This window comes from Halocynthiibacter styelae (genome assembly GCF_016123485.1).
GTDB classification, from domain to species: Bacteria; Pseudomonadota; Alphaproteobacteria; order Rhodobacterales; family Rhodobacteraceae; genus Halocynthiibacter; species Halocynthiibacter styelae.
In genome coordinates this window covers 154851-179746 of sequence record NZ_JADCKQ010000003.1, presented here as the reverse complement: position 1 = coordinate 179746, position 24896 = coordinate 154851, and the positions used below count along the sequence as shown (strand labels likewise).

The 24896-nt window shown below is 55.9% G+C and carries 33 protein-coding genes; 18 read left to right on the top strand and 15 right to left on the bottom strand.

The window, feature by feature from the left end; all coding sequences use genetic code 11:
- The first annotated feature begins 52 nt into the window (after positions 1–52).
- Positions 53–3388: a carbamoyl-phosphate synthase large subunit gene (gene carB, locus H1D41_RS05415; protein WP_228847930.1), complete on the top strand. Its 3336-nt coding sequence runs from the start codon at positions 53–55 to the stop codon at positions 3386–3388.
- Between the two features lie 78 nt (positions 3389–3466).
- Here the strand turns inward: carB and H1D41_RS05410 are convergent, their stop codons facing one another.
- From H1D41_RS05410 to H1D41_RS05380, 7 genes are all read right to left on the bottom strand, one after another.
- Entirely contained in the window at positions 3467–4072 is a 606-nt protein-coding gene (locus H1D41_RS05410) for a hypothetical protein (protein ID WP_228847929.1), read from the bottom strand.
- A 518-nt stretch (positions 4073–4590) separates the two neighbouring features.
- Positions 4591–5148 (bottom strand): F0F1 ATP synthase subunit B, encoded by a 558-nt coding sequence (locus H1D41_RS05405; protein ID WP_228847928.1) that lies wholly within the window; start codon positions 5146–5148, stop codon positions 4591–4593.
- A gap of 4 nt (positions 5149–5152) precedes the next feature.
- Positions 5153–5707 carry a F0F1 ATP synthase subunit B' gene (locus H1D41_RS05400; protein WP_228847927.1) on the bottom strand — a complete coding sequence of 185 codons (555 nt, stop codon included), beginning with the start codon at positions 5705–5707 and terminating at the stop codon, positions 5153–5155.
- 79 nt (positions 5708–5786) lie between these two features.
- The gene (locus tag H1D41_RS05395; protein WP_107497195.1) at positions 5787–6011 is read right to left on the bottom strand and encodes a F0F1 ATP synthase subunit C; all 225 of its coding nucleotides are present in this window, start codon (positions 6009–6011) and stop codon (positions 5787–5789) included.
- Between the two features lie 49 nt (positions 6012–6060).
- On the bottom strand, positions 6061–6816 hold the full coding sequence (locus tag H1D41_RS05390; protein WP_228847926.1) for a F0F1 ATP synthase subunit A: 756 nt from the start codon (positions 6814–6816) through the stop codon (positions 6061–6063).
- Between the two features lie 2 nt (positions 6817–6818).
- Positions 6819–7181, bottom strand: a complete 363-nt coding sequence (locus H1D41_RS05385) for an AtpZ/AtpI family protein (protein ID WP_228847925.1) — start codon at positions 7179–7181, stop codon at positions 6819–6821.
- Positions 7182–7379: 198 nt separating this feature from the next.
- Positions 7380–8276 carry a LysR substrate-binding domain-containing protein gene (locus H1D41_RS05380; protein WP_228847924.1) on the bottom strand — a complete coding sequence of 299 codons (897 nt, stop codon included), beginning with the start codon at positions 8274–8276 and terminating at the stop codon, positions 7380–7382.
- Positions 8277–8379: 103 nt separating this feature from the next.
- On the opposite strand from H1D41_RS05380, the gene H1D41_RS05375 reads away from it, so the two are divergent.
- Positions 8380–8574, top strand: a complete 195-nt coding sequence (locus tag H1D41_RS05375; RefSeq protein ID WP_228847923.1) for a hypothetical protein — start codon at positions 8380–8382, stop codon at positions 8572–8574.
- A 79-nt stretch (positions 8575–8653) separates the two neighbouring features.
- Positions 8654–9007 (top strand): DUF4377 domain-containing protein, encoded by a 354-nt coding sequence (locus tag H1D41_RS05370; protein ID WP_228847922.1) that lies wholly within the window; start codon positions 8654–8656, stop codon positions 9005–9007.
- Here H1D41_RS05370 and H1D41_RS05365 read toward each other — a convergent pair.
- From H1D41_RS05365 to H1D41_RS05350, 4 genes are all read right to left on the bottom strand, one after another.
- Entirely contained in the window at positions 8991–9878 is an 888-nt protein-coding gene (locus H1D41_RS05365; RefSeq protein ID WP_228847921.1) for a DMT family transporter, read from the bottom strand. The two genes, H1D41_RS05370 and H1D41_RS05365, sit on opposite strands and share 17 nt — an antisense overlap.
- Before the next feature lie 153 nt (positions 9879–10031).
- The gene (locus H1D41_RS05360) at positions 10032–11045 is read right to left on the bottom strand and encodes a putative phage abortive infection protein (RefSeq protein ID WP_228847920.1); all 1014 of its coding nucleotides are present in this window, start codon (positions 11043–11045) and stop codon (positions 10032–10034) included.
- A gap of 38 nt (positions 11046–11083) precedes the next feature.
- Positions 11084–11518 (bottom strand): BrnA antitoxin family protein, encoded by a 435-nt coding sequence (locus tag H1D41_RS05355; RefSeq protein WP_228847919.1) that lies wholly within the window; start codon positions 11516–11518, stop codon positions 11084–11086.
- A 157-nt stretch (positions 11519–11675) separates the two neighbouring features.
- The gene (locus H1D41_RS05350) at positions 11676–11909 is read right to left on the bottom strand and encodes a hypothetical protein (RefSeq protein WP_228847918.1); all 234 of its coding nucleotides are present in this window, start codon (positions 11907–11909) and stop codon (positions 11676–11678) included.
- A 111-nt stretch (positions 11910–12020) separates the two neighbouring features.
- Here H1D41_RS05350 and H1D41_RS05345 point away from each other — a divergent pair, with 111 nt between their 5' ends.
- Positions 12021–12878, top strand: a complete 858-nt coding sequence (locus tag H1D41_RS05345; protein WP_228847917.1) for a LysR family transcriptional regulator — start codon at positions 12021–12023, stop codon at positions 12876–12878.
- Between the two features lie 31 nt (positions 12879–12909).
- The gene (locus H1D41_RS05340; RefSeq protein WP_228847916.1) at positions 12910–13233 is read left to right on the top strand and encodes an ArsR/SmtB family transcription factor; all 324 of its coding nucleotides are present in this window, start codon (positions 12910–12912) and stop codon (positions 13231–13233) included.
- A 3-nt stretch (positions 13234–13236) separates the two neighbouring features.
- Here the strand turns inward: H1D41_RS05340 and H1D41_RS05335 are convergent, their stop codons facing one another.
- The 4 genes from H1D41_RS05335 to H1D41_RS05320 form a co-directional block, all read right to left on the bottom strand.
- Positions 13237–13728 (bottom strand): ClbS/DfsB family four-helix bundle protein, encoded by a 492-nt coding sequence (locus H1D41_RS05335; protein WP_228847915.1) that lies wholly within the window; start codon positions 13726–13728, stop codon positions 13237–13239.
- Positions 13729–13791: 63 nt separating this feature from the next.
- Entirely contained in the window at positions 13792–14670 is an 879-nt protein-coding gene (locus H1D41_RS05330) for a DMT family transporter (protein WP_394355389.1), read from the bottom strand.
- An 84-nt stretch (positions 14671–14754) separates the two neighbouring features.
- Complete coding sequence (locus H1D41_RS05325; RefSeq protein ID WP_107497207.1) at positions 14755–15663, bottom strand: LysR family transcriptional regulator; 909 nt, start codon at positions 15661–15663, stop codon at positions 14755–14757.
- A 163-nt stretch (positions 15664–15826) separates the two neighbouring features.
- Positions 15827–16375, bottom strand: coding sequence for a hypothetical protein (locus tag H1D41_RS05320; RefSeq protein ID WP_228847913.1), 549 nt, complete (start codon positions 16373–16375; stop codon positions 15827–15829).
- A gap of 42 nt (positions 16376–16417) precedes the next feature.
- Here H1D41_RS05320 and H1D41_RS05315 point away from each other — a divergent pair, with 42 nt between their 5' ends.
- From H1D41_RS05315 to rpmE, 13 genes are all read left to right on the top strand, one after another.
- A complete protein-coding gene (locus tag H1D41_RS05315) occupies positions 16418–16996 on the top strand; it encodes an FMN-dependent NADH-azoreductase (RefSeq protein ID WP_228847912.1) in 579 nt (192 codons plus the stop codon).
- A gap of 263 nt (positions 16997–17259) precedes the next feature.
- Positions 17260–18795, top strand: a complete 1536-nt coding sequence (gene ffh, locus H1D41_RS05310; RefSeq protein ID WP_228847911.1) for a signal recognition particle protein — start codon at positions 17260–17262, stop codon at positions 18793–18795.
- A complete protein-coding gene (locus tag H1D41_RS05305) occupies positions 18796–19128 on the top strand; it encodes an NIPSNAP family protein (protein ID WP_228847910.1) in 333 nt (110 codons plus the stop codon). It begins immediately after the preceding gene.
- A 3-nt stretch (positions 19129–19131) separates the two neighbouring features.
- Positions 19132–19695, top strand: a complete 564-nt coding sequence (locus H1D41_RS05300) for a GNAT family N-acetyltransferase (protein ID WP_228847909.1) — start codon at positions 19132–19134, stop codon at positions 19693–19695.
- An 88-nt stretch (positions 19696–19783) separates the two neighbouring features.
- Positions 19784–20080 carry a chorismate mutase gene (locus H1D41_RS05295; protein WP_107497214.1) on the top strand — a complete coding sequence of 99 codons (297 nt, stop codon included), beginning with the start codon at positions 19784–19786 and terminating at the stop codon, positions 20078–20080.
- Positions 20081–20139: 59 nt separating this feature from the next.
- Complete coding sequence (gene rpsP / locus H1D41_RS05290) at positions 20140–20511, top strand: 30S ribosomal protein S16 (RefSeq protein ID WP_228847908.1); 372 nt, start codon at positions 20140–20142, stop codon at positions 20509–20511.
- Positions 20512–20544: 33 nt separating this feature from the next.
- On the top strand, positions 20545–21174 hold the full coding sequence (gene bluB / locus H1D41_RS05285) for a 5,6-dimethylbenzimidazole synthase (protein WP_228847907.1): 630 nt from the start codon (positions 20545–20547) through the stop codon (positions 21172–21174).
- Positions 21175–21177: 3 nt separating this feature from the next.
- Positions 21178–21690 carry a ribosome maturation factor RimM gene (rimM, locus tag H1D41_RS05280; protein WP_228847906.1) on the top strand — a complete coding sequence of 171 codons (513 nt, stop codon included), beginning with the start codon at positions 21178–21180 and terminating at the stop codon, positions 21688–21690.
- A 116-nt stretch (positions 21691–21806) separates the two neighbouring features.
- Positions 21807–22532, top strand: a complete 726-nt coding sequence (locus tag H1D41_RS05275) for a hypothetical protein (RefSeq protein WP_228847905.1) — start codon at positions 21807–21809, stop codon at positions 22530–22532.
- On the top strand, positions 22525–23337 hold the full coding sequence (gene trmD, locus H1D41_RS05270; RefSeq protein ID WP_228847904.1) for a tRNA (guanosine(37)-N1)-methyltransferase TrmD: 813 nt from the start codon (positions 22525–22527) through the stop codon (positions 23335–23337). The genes H1D41_RS05275 and trmD overlap by 8 nt, the downstream gene beginning before the upstream one ends.
- Complete coding sequence (locus H1D41_RS05265) at positions 23330–23863, top strand: CbrC family protein (RefSeq protein ID WP_228847903.1); 534 nt, start codon at positions 23330–23332, stop codon at positions 23861–23863. The genes trmD and H1D41_RS05265 overlap by 8 nt, the downstream gene beginning before the upstream one ends.
- A 244-nt stretch (positions 23864–24107) precedes the next feature.
- A complete protein-coding gene (gene rplS / locus H1D41_RS05260; RefSeq protein WP_107497220.1) occupies positions 24108–24482 on the top strand; it encodes a 50S ribosomal protein L19 in 375 nt (124 codons plus the stop codon).
- Positions 24483–24493: 11 nt separating this feature from the next.
- On the top strand, positions 24494–24715 hold the full coding sequence (gene rpmE / locus H1D41_RS05255; RefSeq protein WP_107497221.1) for a 50S ribosomal protein L31: 222 nt from the start codon (positions 24494–24496) through the stop codon (positions 24713–24715).
- Positions 24716–24896: the final 181 nt, after the last annotated feature.

Here is a 24896-nt window from a genome sequence, read left to right as displayed (position 1 = left end):
TTCTCTTCATGTAATTATACACCACGACAATTTGTGATTCCGGGAGCCTACCATGCCAAAGCGCGACGATATTTCATCCATCATGATCATCGGGGCGGGCCCTATTGTTATTGGCCAAGCCTGCGAGTTTGATTACTCCGGTGCCCAGGCCTGTAAAGCCCTCCGTGAAGAAGGCTACCGTGTCATCCTCGTGAACTCCAACCCGGCGACGATCATGACCGATCCGGAACTGGCGGATGCAACCTACATCGAACCCATCACCCCGGAAATGGTCGCCAAGATCATTGAAAAGGAACGCCCCGATGCGCTGCTGCCAACAATGGGCGGCCAGACCGGGCTGAACACTTCTCTTGCGCTGGAAGAAATGGGCGTTTTGGAAAAATTCGGCGTGGAAATGATCGGCGCGAAACGCGAAGCGATTGAAATGGCGGAAGACCGGAAACTGTTCCGCGAAGCCATGGATCGTCTGGGCCTTGAGAACCCGCGCGCAACCATCGTCACCGCACCTAAGAACGCAGACGGAACTGCCGATCTCGATGCGGGTGTTCAGATCGCTCTGAACGATCTGGAAGACATCGGCCTGCCCGCCATCATCCGCCCGGCCTTTACCCTTGGCGGCACCGGCGGCGGTGTGGCGTATAACCGTGAAGATTACATCCACTTCTGCCGCACTGGCATGGATGCGTCACCCGTGAACCAGATCCTCGTGGATGAAAGCCTTCTGGGCTGGAAAGAATACGAGATGGAAGTTGTCCGCGACAAAGCCGACAACGCCATCATCGTCTGCGCAATTGAAAACGTCGACCCAATGGGTGTGCATACCGGTGACAGCATCACTGTCGCCCCGGCCCTGACCCTGACCGACAAAGAATACCAGATGATGCGCACAGCATCCATCAACGTGCTGCGCGAAATCGGCGTCGAAACCGGTGGATCCAACGTGCAATGGGCCGTGAACCCAAAAGACGGCCGCATGATCGTGATCGAGATGAACCCGCGCGTATCCCGTTCTTCTGCACTCGCGTCCAAAGCAACCGGTTTCCCGATCGCCAAGATCGCGGCGAAACTGGCCATTGGTTACACGCTGGATGAACTCGACAACGACATCACCCGCGTGACACCGGCATCGTTTGAACCAACCATCGACTATGTCGTCACCAAGATCCCGAAATTCGCATTTGAAAAATTCCCGGGCTCTGAACCTTACCTCACCACCGCGATGAAATCCGTCGGTGAAACCATGGCGATTGGCCGGACCATCCATGAGAGCATGCAAAAAGCACTGGCGTCCATGGAATCCGGTCTGACCGGTTTTGACGAGGTCGAGATCGAAGGCGCACCCGACAAAGCCGCCGTGATCAAAGCGATCAGCAAACAAACCCCAGACCGCATGCGCACCATTGCACAGGCAATGCGTGAAGGTCTGACCAATGATGAAATTCAGGCGACCACCGCTTTTGATCCATGGTTCCTCGACCGGATCCGTGAAATCGTGGATGCGGAAGAAGGCGTGAAGCAAAACGGCCTGCCATCAGATGAACGCGGCCTGCGTGATCTGAAAATGCTTGGCTTCACCGACGCCCGCCTGGCCATCCTTGCTGGTATGACCGAAACTGAAGTGCGCAAAGCCCGCGTACTGAAAAACGTCACCGCCAGCTTCAAGCGCATCGACACCTGTGCTGCCGAATTCGAAGCCCAGACCCCTTATATGTATTCCACCTATGAGGCGCCTGCTCTTGGCGACGTGGAATGCGAAGCCCGCCCAAGTGATGCGAAAAAAGTCGTCATCCTTGGTGGTGGCCCGAACCGTATCGGTCAGGGGATTGAGTTTGACTACTGCTGCTGTCACGCCTGTTACGCGCTGACAAAGCAGGGCTATGAAACCATCATGATCAACTGTAACCCGGAAACAGTTTCAACCGATTATGACACATCAGACCGTCTGTACTTTGAGCCGCTGACATTCGAACACGTCATGGAAATCCTGCGCGTTGAACAGGAAAACGGCACGCTGCATGGTGTGATCGTGCAGTTCGGCGGCCAGACACCACTGAAACTGGCAAATGATCTGGAAGCTGCAGGCATCCCGATCCTGGGCACCACGCCGGACGCGATTGACCTGGCCGAAGACCGTGAACGTTTCCAGGCCCTGGTGAACTCTCTTGACCTCAAGCAACCGCACAATGGCATCGCATCCACCGACGCAGAAGCCCTTGAGATCGCCAAAGAAGTCGGCTTCCCACTTGTGATCCGCCCGTCTTACGTTCTCGGTGGCCGCGCCATGGAAATCGTGCGCGACATGCCACAGCTGGAACGCTACATCAAAGAGGCTGTGGTTGTATCCGGCGACAGCCCTGTTCTGCTCGACAGCTACCTTGCAGGCGCAGTTGAACTCGATGTGGATGCGCTGTGTGACGGCACTGACGTGCATGTCGCAGGCATCATGCAGCACATTGAGGAAGCCGGCGTTCACTCAGGTGACTCCGCCTGTTCCCTGCCGCCTTACAACCTCGATAAAAACATCATCAACGAGATCAAGCGTCAGACCGTCGCCCTTGCTCTTGCTCTCAACGTTAAGGGTCTGATGAACGTGCAGTTCGCCGTGAAAGACGATGTGGTCTACCTGATCGAGGTCAACCCACGCGCCTCCCGCACCGTGCCGTTTGTGGCCAAATCCACCGACAGCGCCATCGCATCCATCGCGGCGCGCATCATGGCCGGTGAATCCCTGTCGAACTTCCCGAAACGCCCGCCCTACCCTAAGGACGCTGCAAAGGGTGACCCAGAGCCAATGGGCGATCCAATGCGCCTGGCCGACCCGGAAGAAATGCCCTGGTATTCCGTGAAAGAAGCGGTCCTGCCCTTCGCACGCTTCCCGGGCGTCGACACGCTGCTTGGCCCTGAAATGCGGTCCACCGGTGAAGTCATGGGCTGGGATCGTTCCTTCCCACGTGCCTTCCTGAAAGCCCAGATGGGCGCTGGCATGGAACTGCCATCGACAGGTCGTGCATTTGTGTCGATCAAGGATGCGGATAAAACTGAAACCATGATTGATGCAGCCCGTATTCTTGCGGATCTGGGCTTCACGCTTGTCGGCACACGCGGCACCGCTGCCTGGCTGTCAGAACAAGGCGTCACTTGCGACACGGTCAATAAAGTCTATGAAGGCCGTCCGAACATCGTGGATATGCTGAAAAACGGTGAAATCCAGCTGGTGATGAACACCACAGAGGGCAATCAGGCCGTATCAGACAGCCGCGAAATCCGCGCGGTGGCCCTGAACGACAAGATCCCTTACTTCACCACCGCCGCCGGCTCCCACGCCGCGGCTCAGGCGATCAAAGCCATGCGCGAAGACGCCCTCGGGGTCCGTGCCCTGCAAGGCTGATCAGCCTGACATAAGACATGAAAAACCCGCTGCGCCATCCGGCCAGCGGGCTTTTTTTCTGTTCAAACCCGCAACCGATCAAAGTGTAGGCGGCACGCCACGGGTAAAACATCCCAGCAAACGGTAGCGTTCATTCTGTATTGCGGATTCTCGTCCCAACTCCGCTTCAATACGCGTGCGTTCTGCCTGTGCCCGCTGCTGGTTTTGCAGCATAGCAACAGTTGCCTTAAGCTCTCCTTCCTCACTGCGGCTGATCATGTCTGTCACCAGCCTCACAACGCCCAGTGTTGGCCGGATCAGACTGCGTGACAGATCCGCCCGTACCCGCAACGACATTTCCCAAAGGGCAGTGCGCACAGCTTTGTCGTTGTACTCCAGCTCTAATATGTTTCGATTTTGGCTGGTTTCCACTCTGCGCGCTGTGCCTGTGCCAGACTCTGTTGTTGTGGTCGACGTTGTAATGACCTGCGTCTTTCCCAACATCTGCGTTGCGGTTGATGCCAGGCAGGCGGCTTCTTCTGAGGCTATTGTGAAGGCGTTTGCGGTACTGTCGAGCTTCAGATAGCGCACCGCCTGAGACCAGCCAAGCGCGATCAGTACAGCATCTGACAACGCATCAGAATCTCCCCCCAGACCACCGTCATGCACGACGGATAAAGTTGCCAGTAGAAGAACACCATTCAAAACGCCCTGCCGTTGTGAAAGTCCATCCGCTTCTTTAAGAAGCTCCTGCGCCAGCCGGGCGTTGAAATTGATCAGTTCAACGGATGTAGCAGCTTCCGCATTCGGGCCGCAAACCGCTTCCCCGACCGCCCCCTCTGTATCCGATGAAGTTTGTTCAGTATTACCTTCGTTCTGATTGCTTTCGTCCGGAGGTTGGGTCGTTTGCTCGGTATCATCTCTAGGTCAAGCTGTTAAGGCGCCCAGCTGGTCCCCTCCAGCTGCTCTCCAGGCACTTTCCGGCGGAGAACACCCCAGAAGACTGACAAACAGGACAAAGGCAGCAAGATTTTTCACAGAGGTTCTCCCAAAAATTAAATTAAAGATTCACCCTATGATACCTCCGTTGTTTTTCGAAACAACCCGTGCGTATATACGGCCACGATCCGGTAACCATATTGCCTTTCGCGTTTCCCCCTACAAAAAAGAAAAACCGGCCCGCGCAGAACGCAGACCGGTTTTCTAATTCGCTTTTGAACGTCTTAGTTCAGACGCTGTTCTGCTTCTGCAATCGCTGCATCAATCATTGCGTTGCCTTCCGCAGCGGTCATGTTCTTCACGAACAGATCACCAGCGGCGCCAACAGCAACGGAAACCGCACGATCGCGGACTTCCTTCACAGCTGCAGCCTGTGCAGATGCGATCTGATCTTCAGCAGACTGCAGACGACGTGCGATAGAAGCTTTCAGCTCCTCTTTCGCCAGCTCTGCAGCTTCTTCAGCTTCCATCTTTGCATGCGCAACGATGCGGTCAGCCTGCTCTTTCACTTCTTCCTGCTTGCGCTCGTAAGAGGCCAGCAGTGTCTGTGCTTCTTCACGCAGCGCACGGGCTTCGTCCAGCTCGGAACGGATGCCCTCGGCACGCGCGTCCAGCTGACCACCCAGCAGACCCGGAACCTTGGCAACCAGCAGGATACCAACGAAAGCCAGGAAAGCGATCAGAACAACAAAGTCAGTGTTGAACAGAGAGAAAAACGGAATGTCACCCGCGGCAAAAGCCGGCGTGGCAGCAAGTGCAAAAAGAACGGAAAGTTTTTTCATGCTCTTACCCTTTCATCCGCGCAGTCACAGCAGAGGTCACGGTACGGCCGTCAGCCTTACCACCCAGTGCAGCGATGATTTCTTTGGCAGTGTCTTTCGCGACTGCTTTCACAGCCTCTTCAGCACCGGCGCGGATGTCAGCGATAGCAGTTTCGCTTTCCGCGGCTTTGGCTGCAATCTCAGCGTCTGCTTTCGCAATCGCTTTATCAAGATCCGCCTGAATTTCTGCTTTGGTGTCTGCAACAATCTGTGCAGCTTCCGTGCGGGCATCTGCGAGCGCCTTGTTATAGGTCTCTTCAGCTTCCAGCGCTTTGGCTTTCAGATCTTCAGCAGCAGCAATGTCATTTGTGATGGTGCCACGACGTTCAGCAAGAACAGATGCAATCCGTGGCAATGCCACTTTGGACAGCACAAAGAAAATGACAACAAGCGTGACCGCAAGCCAGAAAATCTGGTTTGGGAAAGTTGACAGTTCCAGCTGTGGCAGGCCACCGGCAGCTTCTTCAGCTGCACGAAAAGCATCCTGAGACGCGTCCGCCGTATTTGTTGTATTAGCCATGTCGTCCCCTCAGAGCCTTCGTATACATCGGGTGGATCTTAGCAGACCCACCCGTGCGTAAGGAATGTTCTGTCAGGTCTTAAACAGCGAACATCAGCAGCAGTGCTACGAGGAAAGAGAAAATCCCCAGAGCTTCTGCAAAAGCGATGCCGATGAAAAGGTTAGCAGTCTGGGAAGCAGCTGCGGATGGGTTGCGCAGAGCGCCAGCCAGGAAGTTGGCTGCAACATTACCAACACCAAGTGCTGCAATACCTGTGCCCATGCCTGCGAGGCCTGCGCCGATGTGTGCGAGATCGCCTTCCATAATAATTCTCCTTACGATTGGAAGTTGAGGTAGTAGTTCAGACCAGCCCTTAGTGTGATGGGTGCAGTGCATCTTTCAGATACACACAGGTCAGAATGGTGAACACGTAAGCCTGGATAAAGGCTACGAGAACTTCGAGTGCATATACCGCAGTGATCATACCGATTGGCAGGATCGCCCCGATGCCCATGGCACCGGCAAAGCCTGCGAATACTTTGATAACCGCGTGGCCGGCCATAACGTTACCCGCAAGACGGATAGAATGGCTGACAGGACGCACGAAATAAGATGTGACTTCGATGATGGCCAGGATCGGACGCAGGGCCAGTGGTGCGGAAGACACCCAGAACAGGCCAAGAAAGCTGACGCCATTTTTCACGAAACCGATGATGGTCACGCCCAGGAACACCAGCATCGCCAGAACCGCAGTCACTGCGATATGGGATGTTGTGGTAAAGCTCATCGGCAGAAGACCAAGGAAGTTTGAGAACACGATAAACATGAACAGGGTCATGATATATGGGAAGAAGCCAACCGCATCTTTACCGGCAACGTCTTCAACCATTTTATAGATGAAACCGTAAGCCATCTCTGCAACGGACTGACGACGACCCGGCACAATCGCGCGGCTGCTTGTACCCACAACCATCAAGACAACAATCGCAACAATGGCCAGAGCCATCCAGAGTGTCACGTTGGTTGGTGTGTAGAAAGCGATTTCACCATTCCCGAACAACGGCTTGATCATAAACTGATCCATCGGGTGAATTTGCAATCCGCTCGGTCCTGCTGCTTCCGCTGCCATGGTCAATCCTTCGTCGTCTCTGCGGCGGGTTCATCCGCCTGTGTCTCATCCGCAGCAGCCGCTGCTTTCATTCTCTGTTCCTGGAGTTCCTGCGCGGTTCCGATCATAACCCGGATACCTGCAGCAAAGCCCACCAGCAAAAATATTATCATCAGGAATGGCTTCGTTCCAAAGACCGCATCCAATCCCAATCCAATCCCAAAGCCGATCCCCAGACCAGCCACAAGTTCCGTCACCATCCGCCAGGCAACTGAGGCCATCGAGTGATGATATTCCTTGCGTGGGGCATCTTCCTGCGTCTGCTTCAGCGCGTCGATCCGGCTTTCAAGCGCCTTAAGGCGGTCGGGATCGGGCTGGTCAGACATCAAGATGGCCCCTTTGGAAACTCGCGGTGAACCTAGGGGCGCAGTGGTTCAGAGTCAACAGAGTATTGAGGAAAGTTTTCACTCGATAAGTCATTGTAAACAAATATAAAAAATAGACCCGAAGTTACACACGGTTCACACCGGAACGCCTGTTGCACGCTAACAGCCGGAATCCCCGTTACTTAACTTTCCGGTTGACTATACCGCACCGGGCCCTTCCCGAAACTGCCTGGCCTCCTCCAAAAGCCACTCGGTAAACCGTCGCACACCACGCCGGCGCGCGGCCCCTTCGCGCAACACCAGATTATAACTGCCCGCCTGTATCGTCACATCTGACAGGTGGATCAACCGGCCGTCTGCCAACTCGCCAGGGATCAGTTCCGGCCCGGTCAGGATCACCCCCTGCCCGGCCAGGGCCGCCGCAATCGCCAACGGGGGTGATTTCAGGGAACGTTTTGTGTCCGGCACATCACCTGCAGGAATGCCCGCCGCCTGCAACCAGTCCCGCCACGGGTCACCATCCCGATCCACAAGACGCTGTACCGATAAAAACCAGCGCGGATCCCGGGCAGCATCACCTAACGCCTGAAGCCCATACGGACTCAGCGGTGAATCAAACAACAACGGCGCCGCACCCGCCGCCTCAGAATAGCGAAAAAACCGCAGGGCCATATCGGCCTCATGCTGATCCAGCCGCGCCAGACGGGTTGAGGTTTCCAGCCGGATCTCAATATCCGGATGCAACTGGTGAAACGCCCCCAGCCGGGGCATCAGCCACTTTTCTGCCAGCAAAGGATCACTGTTCACGGTAATGCGGCTCTGGCTCCGGGGATGCAGACTGTCCGTTGCTTCGGCAATCGCATCAAACGCCGGTGAAAGCTGCGCCAAATAAGCCTGCCCCTGATCCGTCAGAACCACCCCGCGCGACTGTGGCCGGAACAACTGCACCTCCAGGCGCAGCTCCAGCCCCCGGATATGACGGCTGACAGAGGAATGACTAACGCCCAGCTCCACTGCCGCGTCCGAGAAACTGCCATGACGGCCCGCAGCTTCAAACGCCCGCAACGCATTCAGAGACGGAAGGTTCCGATACATATGACTTGTGCCTTTTTTGCACATGTTGTGTCGCATAGCAGCTTTTGTCAACGCCAGGCAGGGGCGGCAGACTGGCATCAGAACAATAACATTCAGGTCTCTGATGAAACTTTCACATATTAAATCCGCATCATCGCACTGGTTTCGCAACCTCATCTGGCTACAACGCCATCCCCGCCCGTATCGCACCGGCAACCCGGATCACCTGGCCCGGCGGCTGGGCACGCATCTGGCCCGCGACATCGGGCTGACACCCCCGCCCCGTCAGACACCAGCCCCCAGGCATCCCATGCTGTGACACGAGGGAACTTGCGCGATGTTTTCCCCTCACACCGGAAATTCAGCTGACTACCCTGCCAGGAGATAAAGGAATCTCCATGACCCGACTGCGCCTCACACCCCTTGCCCTGCTTCTGACAACCGCCCTCAGTGCCTGTACGGAAGATGCGGGCAATCCGTCCGGTACAAATGCGCTGAAGGCAGAAGTGCCCCAGCGCCTGACAGTATCCGTCGCCCCGCAACGCGCAGATTGTCAGGGGCTGATCCCGATGAAATGTCTCGTGGTGGACGGGCAGTTTTTCTACGAGGGCATCGAAGGCTTCACCCATGAAGCCGGCACAACCTATGAGCTGGAAATCGAACGCAGCCTGCGTGCCGCGCCAGGCGAATACATTGCGGATGCCGGATATTACCGCTACCGCCTGATCCGCGTGATCAGCGCGCGCCCCTGATCCGCTTCAGGATCCGCCCATCGATCGCCAGCAGCCCACAGAAGATCACAGCCATGCCCAGGGCCTGCTCAAAACGGATACTTTCGCCCAGCAGATATACCCCCAGCAGCACCGCGGAAATCGGCGCGATAAAGGTCACGGTTGACGTATTCGTCGGCCCGACCCGTGGCAGCACCCAGTAAAAAGCAATGAAGGACGCTGAGGTCAGGACAAAGCCGATCACCATCAGCGCGCCCCAGGTTTCCGCCCGGGTGATCATGGGCCAACCATCGTGCCAGATCGCCAGCGGCGCAATCAGAACCGTCGCCCCCGTCAGGCCCAGCGCCGCCAGAACCGCCGGATCAATCGCCTTATACCGCCGCGCCAGATTGCCGGAAATCCCGTAACAGACCGGCGCGCCAATGGTGATCAGGATCGCCAGAAAAGCAGAGCTTTCCCCCCGCTGCAACACCGGCAGCGCCAGGATCACGATCCCCAGGAAGCCAAACAACACGCCCAGGGTCTTCGGCCCGGTTGCGCGTTCGCCCTCTGGCCAGAAATGCGAAATCAGCACCACCATCACCGGCGTCATCGCATTGATGATCCCCGCCATACCGGCAGCGATACTTTGCTGGCCCAGGGCATAGATCGCGAAAGGTAAAGCAAAACTCAGCGCGCCAAAGCCCAGCATTTCCATCGCCAGGCGTCGTGTCAGGGGCACGTTGCGGCGCGTCAGCAAGACCCAGGCCCAGCACCCCGCCGCCCCGAAGCTCACCCGTCCCAGTGACACAGTCACCGGCCCAAGCTCGCGCAACAGGATCTCGTTGAACACAAATGACATCCCCCAGCCAATGCCGAGGATGATGATCACCATCCAGTCTTTAAAAGCCATATCCCGCGCCCCTCATTTTGCCGCAGAACAGGCTTTTCCCGGGGGAATGTCAATGCGTGAATGACACCCGGTTCGGGCAAAGCCCGAACAGCCCCCGACCCTCCCCACGGGAGGGGGTTTCACCCCCACCCAGGGTCAGGGGCTGCGCCATTATTATTCCCGGTCAGAATTTCGGCTCGTGCTCCGACGCATCGCATCCTCTACTGTGTCGTACCGATCGCCAAACGCCTCAGGGTCGTAAGAGGTTACAAGGAATGGATAGCCCTCAACATCTTTAGTCTTCAGATATTTGATCAACTGATAGCGCGCGATGTTTTCATCTCCGACTTTTCTGCCAACTTCAGACAAACCATAGAGCGCTAGAAGCTTCACTTCTGCAGGTGACAAAGTCGAACGGAGATACCGTACGAAACCAAGCTTTTCTTTGTCGTTCATATCATGGGTTTTCTGCTCATCCACCAGACGCACGCAGTTCCAGAGAAGCCTGAAATAAGGCCCAAGGAAAAAATCGCCGCATTCGTCGTACCACGCTTTGAACTCCCTCAGGGTTTTACCCTCAAATTTATCTAAATCAGCTTCCCTAGGGAACTTGCCTTGTACACTCTCCGCAGCCAGTTCGCGCAAAAGTGCCTGACCGGTGAACACATCTCTGCGGGTATTCACAGCACAACGATTGCTAAAATCGCCCCTTTGACAACTCGTAGTTTCGGCATAATCACGAAACAGCTTCAGAAGATGAAAATATGTACTTTCAAATTTCTGCCTTTGGAAAACATTGCGAGTTTGCTCCAACTCTTTGCGCTGCAGCGTCAGCTCTTTCCGCTGCGTGATCAACTCCTGCCTTTGGGTGAACAGCGCCGCAATCAGTCCCGCAAAGGCCAATCCTGAGAACAACGCAGTAAGGCCCCCAAACATATCTCCGGCCTGTCCGGCAGCTTCTGGGGTCTCCCAATATTCTTCTGCGCCAAAAAACACCGCCCCACAGGCGAGAATTACCATCCCACTCAGCAGTAACAGACCCCATGCAGTCGCCAGAAAATGAACTTTCTCGTCCGTCTCTTCTTTTTTCATAATCCCCTCAATCACCGCGATCCCGGCCAGTGAGGTGATCACTCCGATTACAGAGATCAGCGGCAGGGTCAGACATGGGTGTGTAAAATCAATCATTCACACAACCCATACACGAAACCACCCGCCTCGCCAGATCAATCCTTATCCTGTTCCGCCTGCTCTGCTTTCAGGGCCTCAAGCCGGGCCTCGCTTGCGTCAAGATTGCGCTGCATATCGCCCCATTGCGGCTGCTCTTTCACGAGATCACGATAGGCCGTCGGGGTTTCCAGCATTTCCAGGAAACCAGCCAGGCGGGCATACATGAAGGCCAGCAGCACCTCATTGATCCGGGTCTGATAGCCCGTGCCCATGCTTTTGAAAAACTTCAGCACATTCTCATCAATGCCAATGGTGATGCGCTTTTTGCGGTGTTCCGCCCGCTCTGCCCAGATGTCACGCCATGCCCGGGGGATGCGCTGACGCACGCCGATTTCATGGTGCATATCCCATTCCAGCCGCGCCATCGCATCCAGCATATAGCCTGTGTAAAGTTCGTTCTTTTTGCGCGGCACCCCTGGAGGTTTCGGCATCTCGCTTCCGTAAAAATGTGACATTTCATTCCCGCCTGTCTGATCCTTCGCAGACATCATGGCGGGAAAAGATTAAAGCCACGTCAGACCACCGCGCGCCCGATATGCATAGGTTGTGCATATAATGTGCATGGGATGTTTACGGCGATATTGCCCCTCAGCCCCAGCGGATCAGCCCGATGATTGCAGAGGTGGCATAAAAGAACTGCAACGCCAGAAACGCCCATCTTTTGTCGAGATACCCCCACCCCGCAAACAACAGGGCAGACAGCAAAAGCAGTGAAAAGCCAAGCACTTCGTTGCCCGTATTGGACGCAATCAGCAGCGCATAAATCATCGCCAGCACGGAACCAGTGACTTCAAAAATGCTGACAAGACGGGATTTATTCATGTTTTCAGTCCTTTAAACGGGGTTTCCATGTGTTTTTGCATATGTCATGATATGAATCAAATGGGACATTTTCATATTCACATCTGATTTTGTCATATACCGGAGATTACCATGCCCCGCCTTGATATCGACGCCCTGCAAACCCTCTGCGCCATTTCCGATCATGGCGGCGTCACGCGCGCGGCGGATCACATGCCCCTGTCACAATCGGCAATCAGTCATAAAATCAAACGGTTAGAAGATCACCTGAACTGTCCGCTTCTCACGCGCCGCCCCGGCGCCCCCCTGTTGACAGAGGAAGGCAGCGGCCTTGTGACCTATGCCAGACGCATCCTTTCCCTGCATGACGAAGCCCTCGCCAGTCTCTCGCGCCGTGCGCTGTCAGGCAAGATCCGCCTGGGCATGACCGAAGACATCACCAGCGGTGATCTGTCAAAAATCCTGGGCCGTTTCACCCGCCTGCACCCGGATGTATCCGTGCGCACCCATGTACGCCAAAGCCTTGTTCTGGATGATAAAATCAGGCGCGGCGACATTGACATCGCCCTGATGCAAGTCTTTTCAGATGAGGTTCTTCCAGGCGATCAGCTGCTGTACAAAGACCGCCTGCACTGGGTCCGGTCCCGGGATCTGCAACTGGATATGACCCGCCCCCTGCCCTTCCTTTCCTATGACGCTGATTGTTTCTACAAGAACCGCGCCCTGAACACCCCACCTGATTGCGGGCTTGAAATTGTGCTGGAATGCGCAAGCTCCGCCGGGATCCGTTCCGCCGTGCTGGCCGGGCTTGGCGTCGCGCTTCTGCCGGCCAGATACATCAGCGATGACATGGAAATCCTGGACGCACAAATGCTTGAAATGCCAGAACTTTCTTACATCCTGCGTTGCGCCCCAAAACCATCCCCCCCGGTGCGCAGCCTGCAGAAAACCATCTGCACCAGCCTTGCCCCCAACACGCCGGACAGTTGACCTTTTGCCTGACAATCATTAGCCCGGTGACATGGCCGCAAATCTTGATATCATTTTCTCAGCCCTCTCTGACGCCACCCGCCGCCAGATCCTGACGATGTTGCTGGAAGACGATATGGCCGTCACAGATGTGGCGGAACCCTTTGATATGTCGCTGGCGGCGATCTCAAAACACCTTAGCGTTCTGACCGCTGCGGGCCTGATCAGTCAGGAAAAACGAGGCCGTGTAAAATGGTGTCGGATCGAAGAAACCGCCCTGCGTGATGCGTCTGCCTGGATGCAGGGATTTGGCCATTTTGAGGCCGTAAACCTTGACGATTTCGAACGTTTTCTGGAACACGAGCTGAGCGAATAAGGCTTACCGCTTACGCAATTGTGCCCGAAGATATTTCGCCGCCGACCGGTAATGGCTTGCCCCGGCAGCCTCTGCCCAGCGCCCGGTTGTCCACTTATTCCCACCGCCCGGCATTGGCCCGCCATATAACGCGCCATCACTCTGACCGTTCAGAAACTGAAGCAACCTTGCGTGCTGCCCTTCAAGCATTGCGCAGACCTCTTCCCAGGACAGATCCCCCTGCGCCTTCCGCAACTCTGCATTATATTCCGGCAACTGGTTCCACTTATACCCATCCGCCGGAATGACCGGATGTTCGCCGCGCTGCCCGGCCTCATACCAGGTGAAAAACAGATCAATCCAATGGGCGCGATGGCCGACGATATGCTTTGGGCAAAGGCCGTCGTCAAAAAGTTGCATCGCAGTTTCAGGGTCAAATCTGCCAATCATCGCAGTGAATTTCTGCCACTCGCTTTGCGTCACTTTAATCAGCTGCTCTTTCGATTGTGCGGGCATGCTCTACCTTCCTGCGGGTTCCGGACACTGTCGCACAGATTCAGGACAACACTTTGACCCAAATCAGTTTTCTTTTAGCAACCCCAGCAATGCCACCACCGTCAGCGCAACCCCCCCAAGCACCAGCACAGGCGGCGCTGCATTGCCAAATCCGATTTCCCAGAGGATCACCCAGCTGGGCGTCAGCCAAGTGTAGGCCATCACTTTCGACGACGGCAGATGCAGGGTCGCATATTGCACAAGATAGAAAGTGATGGCCGTTGCAAACACAGTGGTATAGGCAATCGTCACCCAGACAATCCCGGGCAGCGCAACCCAATCCGTCGCCACGGCCGCAGGCCCCGCCACCACCGCCAGGACCAGCGCCCCACCCATCAGCGTGCCCAGGGTAAACACCAGCGGATCTTCACCCCGGTTCAGCTTGCGGATCAACGGGGTATACAGCGCATGCGCGGCACAGCCGACGAAATAGATCATCTCGCCCGTGCCGATCTGAAACGCCACAAGCGCCGCCAGGTCTGCCTGAAAGATCACCCACAGCGCCCCCAGCGCCCCGATGCTTAAGGACGCAGCCATCAGGGGCGTCATCACCTGGCGCAGCAGGATCCAGCCAAAGCCAGCGGACATAATCGGCACCATGGTAAACACGGCCGCTGCCGATACGGGCGGAGCGGTCTTCAGCCCCTCAAACATCAACACGAAATAGATCGCAAACAAACCGCCCAGCAGGATGTAGCGCCAGGACGCCGCCAGTGCGGCACGCGGCACTCCGCCACGGAACGCGACCAGCGCCCCGATCAGGGCCGCCGCCAGGACAAACCGGGCGAACACCAGGGCCAGCGGCGCAATTTCATTCGCCGCCAGCGATCCAAGGCTGAAAGACCCCGCAACCAGTGCCGAAAACAGCAACATCGCAAGATGCCCGCGTGCGGCATTCCCCATCTGACCTACCATATACGCGACCCGCCGCACGCCGGGGCAACGAATTGCCCCCTCAGGAACGATGAGACGCCCCGATCTGGCAGGTTATTCACCAGGACACCCCATGCCCTGCTCCGGTCCCCACTCAGCGGCGCGTTCTTTCAGGAACTTCAGGAAGGTCTGCACCTTCAGGGTCCGGTGCAGATCCACATGGGTCACAAGCCACAGATGCCCGACCCATTCCGGGCGTGGCTCCATCACGCGCACCATATCCGGCTGCATCTGGGCGTACCATTCTGACATAAAGCCAAGGCCTGCGCCCGCAACCACCGCCTCTTCCAGGCTGTTGAAATCAGACGCCCGGAATGAAATATTGGCATCAGGAATGGTTTCATCCAGCCAGCGATAGAAAGGCGCGCGTTTAAAGGTCTTATCCCCCGCCACAAAACGATGCTTGCGCAGATCCTCAATCCCCTCAGGAATGCCCGCTTCATCCAGGTATGTCTTTGACCCGTAAAGCGCCACACATTGGGTTGTCAGCTTCTGCACCACATTATCCGGCTGCGCAGGCGCATCCTGCCCGGCGCGGATCGCCACATGGGCCTCACCATATTCCAAGCGGAACAGACGGTCGCCCGTCAGGAACTGAATATTCACATCCGGATGCATTTTCTGGAAATCCACAAGGATCGGGGTCAACAGTGGCGACAGTGTTGCAATAGACGTCACGATCAGGTCGCCCTGCACAGAATCCCCCTGCCCGCGGATCCGGCCTGCAAGCTGTGTAATCTGATCATCCGTGGTCTGGGCCACCTGCATCAGATCCTGACCGGCCTCCGTCGGCGTATAGCCCCGCGCGTGACGCTGAAACAATTTGGTGCCCAGGCGTTCTTCCAGCGCATCAATATGGCGGATCACCGTGGCGTGATGCACGCCCAGGACTTCTGCCGCGCCAGACACCGTGCCAATACGCGCCACCTGATAGGCCGTTCTGATTTCATCCCAGTTGTCCATGTCGCGCGTCCCTGTTTTAAGATTGTGTTTATCTCTTCACATATCCGCAACAATATGTGCGTAAATCCACAGATCACAAGCCTGTCAGCGTATTTTTTGCAATCCCACTCAGGAAAATCTAAACAACAGCAGCCATCAACCATCTGCACACAGCAGCCCAATTTCATCTGAGCCCCCCGTCATGAGAGTTACCCGCAATCATCCCGATCAATTGGTCCTTCAACACAAGCCAGCGGGTCTGATCTTTTTCAACGCTGCGTTCCTGCTTTGCTTTACCTTTGTCGGCGCCTGGCTGGCCGTAAATGACATCATATATGGCTGGTATCTGATTGTTCCCGGCTTGCTTATTCCCGGACTGATCCTGATGGGAATGGTCTGGGACACCAGGATCACCTTTGACCGGACCTCCCGCAGCATTTTCATACGGCGGTTGCATTCTTATGGGGTGCGGAGCCAACATTATGATCTGGACGGGTTCCGGAAAGCATCCTTGGAGATCACTCATTTCGGCCGAAACCACAGCGAGACATTCCGTTGTCAGCTTGAGATGAAGGATCAGGACGTGGTGTTTCTGACGACTGACCTTTATGCGATCAGGAAACAACCACAGAACATCGCCGATATCATCAATACCTGGCTCCTGGGGGCTGAGCCCTAAACAAATCTGCACACAGCATGTGTGATTTCCCGCGTTTTGTTGAATGTCACACATCATTATTCTGTGATGGACAGACACCCAACACAGGATAATCCTATGACCCGCATTCTGCATATTGACGCTTCCGCCCGCATTGACGGCAGCGTTTCCCGCGATCTTTCCGCCCGTATTGTTGCCCGTTTTGAAGACGCTGAAGTCATCCGCCGCGATCTGAACGACACACTGCCACACGTTGACGAGGCCTGGGTCGGCGCGACCTTTACACCGGCTGATGTGCGCTCTGATGCCCAAAAAGAAGCGCTGGCCCTTTCCGACAGCCTTGTTGAAGAAGTCGAAGCTGCGGATGTTATCGTCATCGGCCTGCCGATTTATAACTTCTCCGTCCCCGCGTCCCTGAAAGCCTGGATTGATCAGATCACCCGCGCCGGTCGCACTTTCCAATATACTGAGGAAGGCCCGCAACCCCTGCTGTCCGGCAAACGCGCGATCCTGGCGATTGCTTCTGGTGGTGTGCCGATTGACTCACCGGTTGACTTCGCAACACCACTCCTGCGCACGGCCCTGGGGTTCAACGGCATTTCCGAGGTGGAAGTCGTCGCTGCCGCCGGTATGAACACGGATCCGGAAACCGCCCAAAAGGCTGCGGATGACGCGATCAGCGCGCTTGCCGCATAAGTCAAGCCTGCGGGGCGGAACACACCGCCCCGCAAACCCTTTGCGGTCCCGTTGCAGCATTGACTCTGCCTGCTATTTCCCCTAAATCCTCCCCAACAACCCGGAAGTCTGAGTCTTCCGGTCCCGACCTGTTGTCGGGATCGCCCCCTGCCAGCGATATTCGCCCGCAGGGGCATTTGTGCATTCGCAGGGGCATTTCCTGCTGTAACTGAACCGTTTCGTGCTTAGGTACGGGGCAAAGGATAACGACACAGGAGCTGTCTATGTTTGAGAATCTGTCCGATCGCCTTGGCGGCGTCCTGGATCGCCTGACAAAACAAGGCGCACTTTCTGACTCTGACGTTTCCACCGCCCTGCGCGAAGTCCGCGTTGCCCTGCTTGAGGCCGACGTTTCCCTGCCCGTTGCCCGTGATTTTATCAAAGCCGTTCAGGAAAAAGCCGCAGGCCAGAACGTCACCAAATCCGTGACCCCTGGCCAGCAGGTCGTAAAAATCGTTCACGATGAACTGGTGCATTTCCTGGCCGGTGATGATCAGAACCCGGGTGATCTGAAAATTGACAACGCCCCCGCTCCGATCCTGATGGTCGGTCTGCAGGGGTCCGGTAAAACCACGACCACCGCGAAACTTGCCAAGCGCCTGAAAGAAAAGCACGGCAAGCGCGTGCTGATGGCCTCCCTCGATATCTATCGTCCGGCGGCGCAGGATCAGCTGGCCGTTCTTGGTAATCAGGTCGGCGTGGACACCCTGCCTATCGTCAAGGGCCAGTCTGCCGTTGATATCGCCAAGCGTGCGAAGCAACAGGCGACCCTTGGCGGCTATGATGTTTACATGCTCGACACCGCTGGTCGTCTGCACATCGACGAAACCCTGATGCAAGAGGTTGAGGACGTGCGCAACGTCACCAACCCGCGTGAAACCATGCTGGTGGTTGATGGCCTGACCGGTCAGGATGCGGTGAACGTCGCAGAACAATTCGACGGTCAGATCGGCATCTCCGGCGTCGTCCTCACCCGTATGGATGGTGACGGTCGTGGCGGTGCGGCCCTGTCCATGCGTGCTGTCACCGGCAAGCCGATCAAATTCGTTGGTCTCGGCGAAAAGATGGACGCGATTGAGGAATTCCACCCCGAACGTATCGCGGGCCGTATCCTTGGCATGGGCGACATCGTCAGCCTCGTCGAAAAAGCCCAGGAAACCATCGAGGCCGAACAAGCCGAACGTATGATGAAGCGCTTCCAGAAGGGTCAGTTCAACATGAACGACCTGAAGATGCAGCTTGAACAGATGATCAAGATGGGCGGCATGGAAGGCCTGATGGGCATGATGCCCGGCATGAAGAAAATGGCGGCCCAGGCTGAAAAAGCCGGGATGGATGACAAAGTTCTGAAACGCCAGATCGCGCTTATTCAATCCATGACCAAACGCGAACGCGCCAACCCTTCCCTGTTGCAGGCATCACGCAAGAAACGCATCGCCAAAGGTGCGGGGCTTGAAGTGTCCGAACTGAACAAACTTCTGAAAATGCAACGCCAGATGGGCGACATGATGAAGAAGATGGGCAAGATGGGCAAAGGTGGCATGCTGAAACAAGCCATGTCCGGCATGTTCGGCAAAGGCGGTGGCATGCCTGCCGGTATGGACCCATCCCAGATGGATCCGAAAGCGCTGGAAGCCGCAGCCAAGCAAATGGGCGGCAAGCTCCCTGGTGGTCTTGGCGGCATGGGCGGCGGTGGCCTGCCCGGTCTTGGCGGCGGCGCATTGCCCCCCGGCCTGTCTGGCTTTGGGAAGAAGAAATAAATGATCACCTGCACCGTGACATATCAGCTGGACCCGGCCAAGCTGGATGCATTCGAGACCTATGCAAAGGTCTGGATCCATCTGGTGAACAAGCTGGGCGGCGCGCATCACGGCTATTGGCTGCCGCATGAGGGGGCCAATGATGTGGCCTGGGCGAAGTTTTCCTTCCCGTCCCTCGCCGCATATGAAGATTACCGCCTCCGCATGGCGGATGACGCTGAATGTCAGCGCGCCTATGCACATGCTGCAAAAACCGGCTGCATCATCCGTTATGACCGCACCTTTTCCCGCCCCGTGCTGGAAGGTGCCACCCCTGATGAGCTGGGGCTGTAACGCATGACGGATTTCACCCCATATCACGCGCCCGAACCGGCCCGCACACGTATCGTTCTGGAAACAGAACGCCTGGTGCTGCGCCGTCCGGAACCACGTGATTTTGAAGCCTTCCGCAGCTTCATGCATTCTGACCGCGCCGAGTTTGTCCGCATGCCGGGCGCACCTGAAGAAAACATGACCTGGCGCGCTTTCTGTCATATTATGGGCATGTGGGAGATGCGCGGTTACGGTCTGTCCATGGTGTGTCGCAAAGGCGAAGATCAGGCGCTTGGCGGCATTGGCCCCTGGCATCCGATCACCTGGCCGGAGCGAGAGCTCGGCTGGTCCATCTATGATCCGGCGATTGAAGGCACAGGCATCGCCCGCGAGGCCGCGGAAGCTGTCCGTGCCTGGGCTTATAACACCCTCGGCTGGACCACTGCTGTCAGCTATATTGATCCCGCGAATGCAGGTTCCATCCGCCTTGCAGAACGTCTGGGTTGCACCGTGGATGATGCGGCTGAAAAGCCCGACGATGAGCCTTGCCTTGTCTACCGCCATCCCTCGCCGGAGGCGCTGACATGATCCGTCTGAACCAAAATCATATGCATAATGTATGCATAGAATGTGCATATGATGTGCATGCTTTGTGCATCCCCTCCGGAGGCGAAAAATGACTGACACCGTGACCCGCGCCGCAGAGGTGCTGAAAGAACATCGTGAAAGCATTGACCGCCTGGATGCGATCCTTGTTTACACTCTGGGTGAACGCTTTAAGCACACCCAGGCCGTCGGCGTTCTGAAGGCCAACCATGAATTACCCCCGTCCGATCCGGCACGCGAAGCAAGCCAGATTGAACGACTTGAGGACCTTGCACAACGTGCGAACCTCGACCCCGAATTCGCGAAGAAGTTCCTGAACTTCATCATCAGCGAAGTGATCCAGCATCACAAGAAACATCAGGAATAATATCGAAATCTCAGCGGGTTAACGCCCCTGATCAATAGCTTATCTAGGAGAAACTCATCATGGCTATGAAAATTCGTCTCGCACGTGGCGGCTCTAAAAAACGTCCTTTCTACCGTATTGTTGCTGCGGATTCCCGTATGCCACGCGACGGTCGTTTCATCGAGAAACTGGGCACATACAACCCACTGCTGCCTAAAGACTCTGAAGAGCGCGTGAAAATCGATCTGGACCGTGTAAAACACTGGATGGACCAGGGCGCACAGCCAACCGATCGTGTAACCCGTTTCCTCGAAGCTGCTGGCGTTGTTGAGAAAAAAGAACGCAGCAACCCGAAGAAAGCTGTTCCAGGCAAGAAAGCCCAGGAACGCGCTGAAGAGAAAGCTGCAAAAGCCGCTGAGGCTGCTGAAGCTGCTGCTTCCGCTGACGAATAATCAGCGCCTTCAGGCATAACCGGGGTGAACAGCATGGACAGCTTTTCGGAAAAGTTCCGTACCGAGTTTGACCAATTGCTGCGGTGGCGTCGTGATGTACGCCACTTCCGCCCCGATCCAGTTGAGGAGGCGCAGCTTATGCGCCTCCTTTCCACATTCAGCCTTGCGCCTTCTGTCGGTCTTTCTGAACCCTGGCGCATTGTGCGCGTGAAAGACACGCAGGCACGTAAAGCGGCTGAAGAAAACTTTCTGAAATGTAATGAACAGGCGCTTGCCGGGTATTCTGGTGAGAAAGCAAAGATTTACGCTGGCCTGAAACTGTCAGGCATGCGGGATGCCCCCGTGCAGCTTGCGATTTTCTGTGATGAAGACACCGACAAAGGCGCAGGCCTTGGTGCCGGCACAATGCCCGAAATGCGCCGCTATTCGGTGGTGACAGCTGTCACGCAATTCTGGCTGGCCGCCCGGGCCGAAGGGCTTGGCGTTGGCTGGGTTTCAATCCTTGACCCTGAACAGCTGACGCGCGATCTTAACGTATCCGAGAACTGGCGTCTGGTCGCCTGGCTATGCGTCGGCTGGCCCGAAACCAACACAATGCAGCCGGAACTTGAACGCGAAGGCTGGGAAGCGCGGTCTGATGTGCCGCAGATAACTGAGAGATAAAAGATGAGCGATACGCCCACACAGATTTGCGTTGCTGCGATTGGCGGATCCTACGGGGTGCGCGGTGAAGTCCGCCTGAAAAGCTTCTGTGCCGATCCCATCGCAATTGAAGATTACCAGCCACTGGTCGCTGAAAACACCGGGGAATCTTACATGATCACCCTGACTGGCACGATCAAAAACGGCTTTACGGCCCGGCTGACCGGCGTGGAAACCAAAGAAGATGCCGATGCCCTGCGCGGTGTGCGCCTGATGACAGATCAGTCCCGCCTGCCAGCCCTGCCTGATGACGAATATTACTATACTGATCTGATCGGACTTGAGGTTCTCGACACCGGCGGCAATCGCCTGGGTACGGTCAAGGACGTACAGAACCACGGTGCAACCGATATTCTGGAAGTGCTGACCAGCGGCAGCGAAACCGCGCTTCTGCCCTTTACCGAAGCTGCGGTACCCACCGTTGATATTGCCTCCGGTCGGATCATTGCTGACCCGCCTGATGGTATCTTTCCTTGAAACGCATCCTTTTACATCCCGGTTTTCATAAGACAGGGACAACTTCTGCCCAGTTCACCTTGCGGAAAAATGCGGGATTGCTACGCGAACACTGCAGTCTGCTGCTGCGGGGGCAGATGAATGACATCCATACGCACGCAACAGATTTCTCACGGGATGGACATGCGGGCCATCTGAAAACTCTGGCGCGGGAGCTGCATGAAATACTGGACGGGTTGAAAGCAGAACCGGCAGATCAGCTTATCATCAGTGAAGAAAACCTTTTGGGGCAAATGCCTGGGAAGAATGATGTATTTTCTTATGCTGCAGCGCCGCCTTTGCTGGCCTGTGTGCTGGATGTGCTGCATGATCATTTCGGGGAACAGGCAGAAATTAAGGTGATCTTCGGCACACGCGAAAGCGAAAGCTGGATGTCGTCGATCTGGAAACACACGCTGACGGTCAAACGTCTGCAGGATGATGAAGAAACCCTGAAAGAAAAATTGCGACCAGACAGCGATCTTCAGGGGGTCGTTCAGGAACTACAGCATTTCTTCCCGGATGTGCCGATTTCATCCTTCTCGCTTGAAGACAGCATGTCGTCAGAATTTGGCCCTGCCACATCATTTCTGAACTGGATGAACCTGCCAGCAGAACTGCGCCCGCTGATCCGAAAAACCGCAAGGCGCAACCCCGCTGGCCCCGCCGAAATTTATGCGCAACTTCTGGAACTAAATCGCAGCTCTCTGAATGCATCGGAATTCCGCTCTGCACGCGATGCATTGCTGGAAGAACTGAAAGTACAGCGCAAAGCCATTATGGCCAGAAGCCTGCCCGACGTAGAAAAGAACACCGATGACTGAGCAAAACAAAAAATCCCATGGCCGTCTGGCGATCTCTGCCGCCCTGCAACCACGCGAACTGATGCAGGACCGCCCACAGTTGCAGGGATCCTGGACCGCGAAAATCGTCACGTTGTTTCCCGAAGCTTTCCCTGGTGTGCTTGGTGCATCGCTGACCGGAAAGGCACTGAAGGACGGCGTCTGGCGCCTCGATACGATTGACCTGCGCCGCTTTGGTGAAGGCAAACACCGCAATGTGGATGACACGCCATCTGGTGGCGGGGCAGGTATGGTTCTGCGAGCAGACGTCGTTTCCCGCGCACTGGATGATGCCCGCCGGGGCACCCCGATGAACCGCGGGAAATGGCCGGTTGTGTTTATGTCCCCGCGCGGCAAGCCCCTGACCCAGGAGATGGCGCAGCGCTATTCAGAGGCCGAAGGCATGACGATCCTTTGTGGTCGCTTTGAAGGCGTGGATGAACGTGTGCTTGAGGAATATGAGATCGAGGAAGTCAGCCTGGGTGACTTTGTGCTGACCGGCGGTGAAATCCCCGCCCAGGCCCTGATTGATGCCACCGTGCGCCTGTTGCCTGGCGTTCTTGGCAACGAAGCATCAACCGAAGAAGAAAGCCATTCAAACGGCTTACTGGAACACCCGCAATACACCCGCCCAGCGGAATGGCGCGGCCGTAAGATCCCCGATATGCTGACCTCTGGCCACCACGGCAAAATTGCCGAATGGCGCCGGGAGCAAAGCGAAAAGATCACGCAGGCCCGCCGCCCGGATCTGTGGGACAAGCTGAAAGACAGAGGTGCCGATGGCTGATATTCCGACCTTCACTTATTTTCCTGCCCCACTTGCGAATGATTGTATGCGGCTTGAACCCGGGACCTGCCCCTGCTGCCAAGAATTCCGGCCACATTTGTATGTCGGTGACATGTATCACCAGGAAGAACATGAAGAGGTTTGTCTCTGGTGTATCAGCGACGGCCGCGCGGCAAAACAGTGGGGCGCTACGTTTAACTCTGCCTGCGACGCACCTTCAGGCTTTTCCGAGAGCATCCTTGACATCATCACTAAACGGACCCCGGGCTACATGAGTTGGCAAGGTCCCAATTGGTTGTTTTCAAGTAATGATGCCATGGTCTTTACAGGAGAGGTAAACGGCAAGGCGCTTCTGAAAGAGAATAACAAATCAAAAATCGCAGCGTGTCTACATGCCCTGAGACAGTGGCACGGGAATTGGCCCGAAGAATCTCTAAATCAAATCGGCATCTCCACTGATCCCGCGGTTTATCTATTTCAGGATCGCGACACCGGGGCTTATCGGGCATATGCAGACCGCCCCTGATCTCTCTACTTGATCATCTTCGCACCCTCCCCTATACACCGCCTGTCCGGCACTCTTATGAGTCGTCCGGACTGTCAGTTATTGCCATAGCGCTTTTTCTTCAGAGCGAAAGAGGCATAGCGACGACCAGATGAACACCACGCCGATCTCCGGCGGGCGGCATGACCGGACCCGATGGAAGACCAGGAGCTCTCGCGTGATATCAACTTCGTGGATCAACCACGAGTATCAAGGAGTTAGGTCTATGAACCTGATTGCACAGCTTGAGGCGGAACAAATTGCCGCCCTGGGAAATGACATTCCCGATTTTAAAGCGGGTGACACCATCCGCGTTGGTTACAAAGTAACCGAAGGCACACGTTCACGTGTACAGAATTACGAAGGCGTTTGCATCGCGCGTAAAAACGGTTCCGGCATTGCTGGTTCTTTTACCGTTCGCAAAATCTCCTTCGGTGAAGGTGTAGAGCGCGTATTCCCACTGCACTCCACTAACATCGACAGCATCACAGTTGTTCGCCGTGGCCGTGTTCGCCGCGCGAAACTGTACTATCTCCGCGCACGTCGTGGTAAATCTGCGCGTATCGCGGAAGTTACCAACTACAAAGCCCCTAAAGCATAAGGACGGATACCATGAAAAAAGACATCCATCCCGATTATCACTTCATCGACGTCAAAATGACAAATGGCGACATCGTGAAAATGCGCTCCACATGGGGCAAAGAAGGCGACCAGATGGCGCTGGACATCGACCCGTCTGCACACCCGGCCTGGACCGGTGGCAACACACGTCTGATGGACACTGGCGGTCGTGTATCCAAGTTCAAAAAGAAATACGAAGGTCTGGGTTTCTGATCCAAACCACATTCAGTTTTCTGAAAACCCGGTTGCATCTGCAGCCGGGTTTTTCTTTGCGGATTTCGGAATATTCTCCCTTAAATTGCACCGCGCGTTGCACGTTCACACCACAAAACCGCCATTTTCCGGAATATAGTAAGTTTTAGTAAAATTGCGCTTCCCTTGGGGAGGACCTTGC

Excerpts from the sequence above, each read along its gene's own strand:
- H1D41_RS05395 (WP_107497195.1), bottom strand. The coding sequence starts at position 6,011 with ATGGAAGGCGATCTCGCACACATCGGCGCAGGCCTCGCAGGCATGGGC.
- H1D41_RS05365 (WP_228847921.1), bottom strand. The coding sequence starts at position 9,878 with ATGGCTTTTAAAGACTGGATGGTGATCATCATCCTCGGCATTGGCTGG.
- H1D41_RS05305 (WP_228847910.1), top strand. The coding sequence starts at position 18,796 with ATGATCACCTGCACCGTGACATATCAGCTGGACCCGGCCAAGCTGGAT.
- H1D41_RS05350 (WP_228847918.1), bottom strand. The coding sequence starts at position 11,909 with ATGAATAAATCCCGTCTTGTCAGCATTTTTGAAGTCACTGGTTCCGTG.
- trmD (WP_228847904.1), top strand. The coding sequence starts at position 22,525 with ATGACTGAGCAAAACAAAAAATCCCATGGCCGTCTGGCGATCTCTGCC.
- H1D41_RS05340 (WP_228847916.1), top strand. The coding sequence starts at position 12,910 with ATGGCCGCAAATCTTGATATCATTTTCTCAGCCCTCTCTGACGCCACC.
- H1D41_RS05385 (WP_228847925.1), bottom strand. The coding sequence starts at position 7,181 with ATGTCTGACCAGCCCGATCCCGACCGCCTTAAGGCGCTTGAAAGCCGG.
- H1D41_RS05295 (WP_107497214.1), top strand. The coding sequence starts at position 19,784 with ATGACTGACACCGTGACCCGCGCCGCAGAGGTGCTGAAAGAACATCGT.
- H1D41_RS05315 (WP_228847912.1), top strand. The coding sequence starts at position 16,418 with ATGACCCGCATTCTGCATATTGACGCTTCCGCCCGCATTGACGGCAGC.
- H1D41_RS05345 (WP_228847917.1), top strand. The coding sequence starts at position 12,021 with ATGCCCCGCCTTGATATCGACGCCCTGCAAACCCTCTGCGCCATTTCC.
- H1D41_RS05390 (WP_228847926.1), bottom strand. The coding sequence starts at position 6,816 with ATGGCAGCGGAAGCAGCAGGACCGAGCGGATTGCAAATTCACCCGATG.
- H1D41_RS05370 (WP_228847922.1), top strand. The coding sequence starts at position 8,654 with ATGACCCGACTGCGCCTCACACCCCTTGCCCTGCTTCTGACAACCGCC.
- carB (WP_228847930.1), top strand. The coding sequence starts at position 53 with ATGCCAAAGCGCGACGATATTTCATCCATCATGATCATCGGGGCGGGC.
- H1D41_RS05275 (WP_228847905.1), top strand. The coding sequence starts at position 21,807 with ATGAATGACATCCATACGCACGCAACAGATTTCTCACGGGATGGACAT.
- H1D41_RS05355 (WP_228847919.1), bottom strand. The coding sequence starts at position 11,518 with ATGCCGAAACCTCCAGGGGTGCCGCGCAAAAAGAACGAACTTTACACA.
- ffh (WP_228847911.1), top strand. The coding sequence starts at position 17,260 with ATGTTTGAGAATCTGTCCGATCGCCTTGGCGGCGTCCTGGATCGCCTG.
- bluB (WP_228847907.1), top strand. The coding sequence starts at position 20,545 with ATGGACAGCTTTTCGGAAAAGTTCCGTACCGAGTTTGACCAATTGCTG.
- H1D41_RS05360 (WP_228847920.1), bottom strand. The coding sequence starts at position 11,045 with ATGATTGATTTTACACACCCATGTCTGACCCTGCCGCTGATCTCTGTA.
- H1D41_RS05375 (WP_228847923.1), top strand. The coding sequence starts at position 8,380 with ATGAAACTTTCACATATTAAATCCGCATCATCGCACTGGTTTCGCAAC.
- rimM (WP_228847906.1), top strand. The coding sequence starts at position 21,178 with ATGAGCGATACGCCCACACAGATTTGCGTTGCTGCGATTGGCGGATCC.
- H1D41_RS05265 (WP_228847903.1), top strand. The coding sequence starts at position 23,330 with ATGGCTGATATTCCGACCTTCACTTATTTTCCTGCCCCACTTGCGAAT.
- H1D41_RS05330 (WP_394355389.1), bottom strand. The coding sequence starts at position 14,670 with ATGGGGAATGCCGCACGCGGGCATCTTGCGATGTTGCTGTTTTCGGCA.
- H1D41_RS05405 (WP_228847928.1), bottom strand. The coding sequence starts at position 5,148 with ATGAAAAAACTTTCCGTTCTTTTTGCACTTGCTGCCACGCCGGCTTTT.
- H1D41_RS05380 (WP_228847924.1), bottom strand. The coding sequence starts at position 8,276 with ATGTATCGGAACCTTCCGTCTCTGAATGCGTTGCGGGCGTTTGAAGCT.
- rpsP (WP_228847908.1), top strand. The coding sequence starts at position 20,140 with ATGGCTATGAAAATTCGTCTCGCACGTGGCGGCTCTAAAAAACGTCCT.
- H1D41_RS05335 (WP_228847915.1), bottom strand. The coding sequence starts at position 13,728 with ATGCCCGCACAATCGAAAGAGCAGCTGATTAAAGTGACGCAAAGCGAG.
- rpmE (WP_107497221.1), top strand. The coding sequence starts at position 24,494 with ATGAAAAAAGACATCCATCCCGATTATCACTTCATCGACGTCAAAATG.
- H1D41_RS05325 (WP_107497207.1), bottom strand. The coding sequence starts at position 15,663 with ATGGACAACTGGGATGAAATCAGAACGGCCTATCAGGTGGCGCGTATT.
- H1D41_RS05300 (WP_228847909.1), top strand. The coding sequence starts at position 19,132 with ATGACGGATTTCACCCCATATCACGCGCCCGAACCGGCCCGCACACGT.
- H1D41_RS05320 (WP_228847913.1), bottom strand. The coding sequence starts at position 16,375 with ATGTGTGACATTCAACAAAACGCGGGAAATCACACATGCTGTGTGCAG.
- rplS (WP_107497220.1), top strand. The coding sequence starts at position 24,108 with ATGAACCTGATTGCACAGCTTGAGGCGGAACAAATTGCCGCCCTGGGA.
- H1D41_RS05400 (WP_228847927.1), bottom strand. The coding sequence starts at position 5,707 with ATGGCTAATACAACAAATACGGCGGACGCGTCTCAGGATGCTTTTCGT.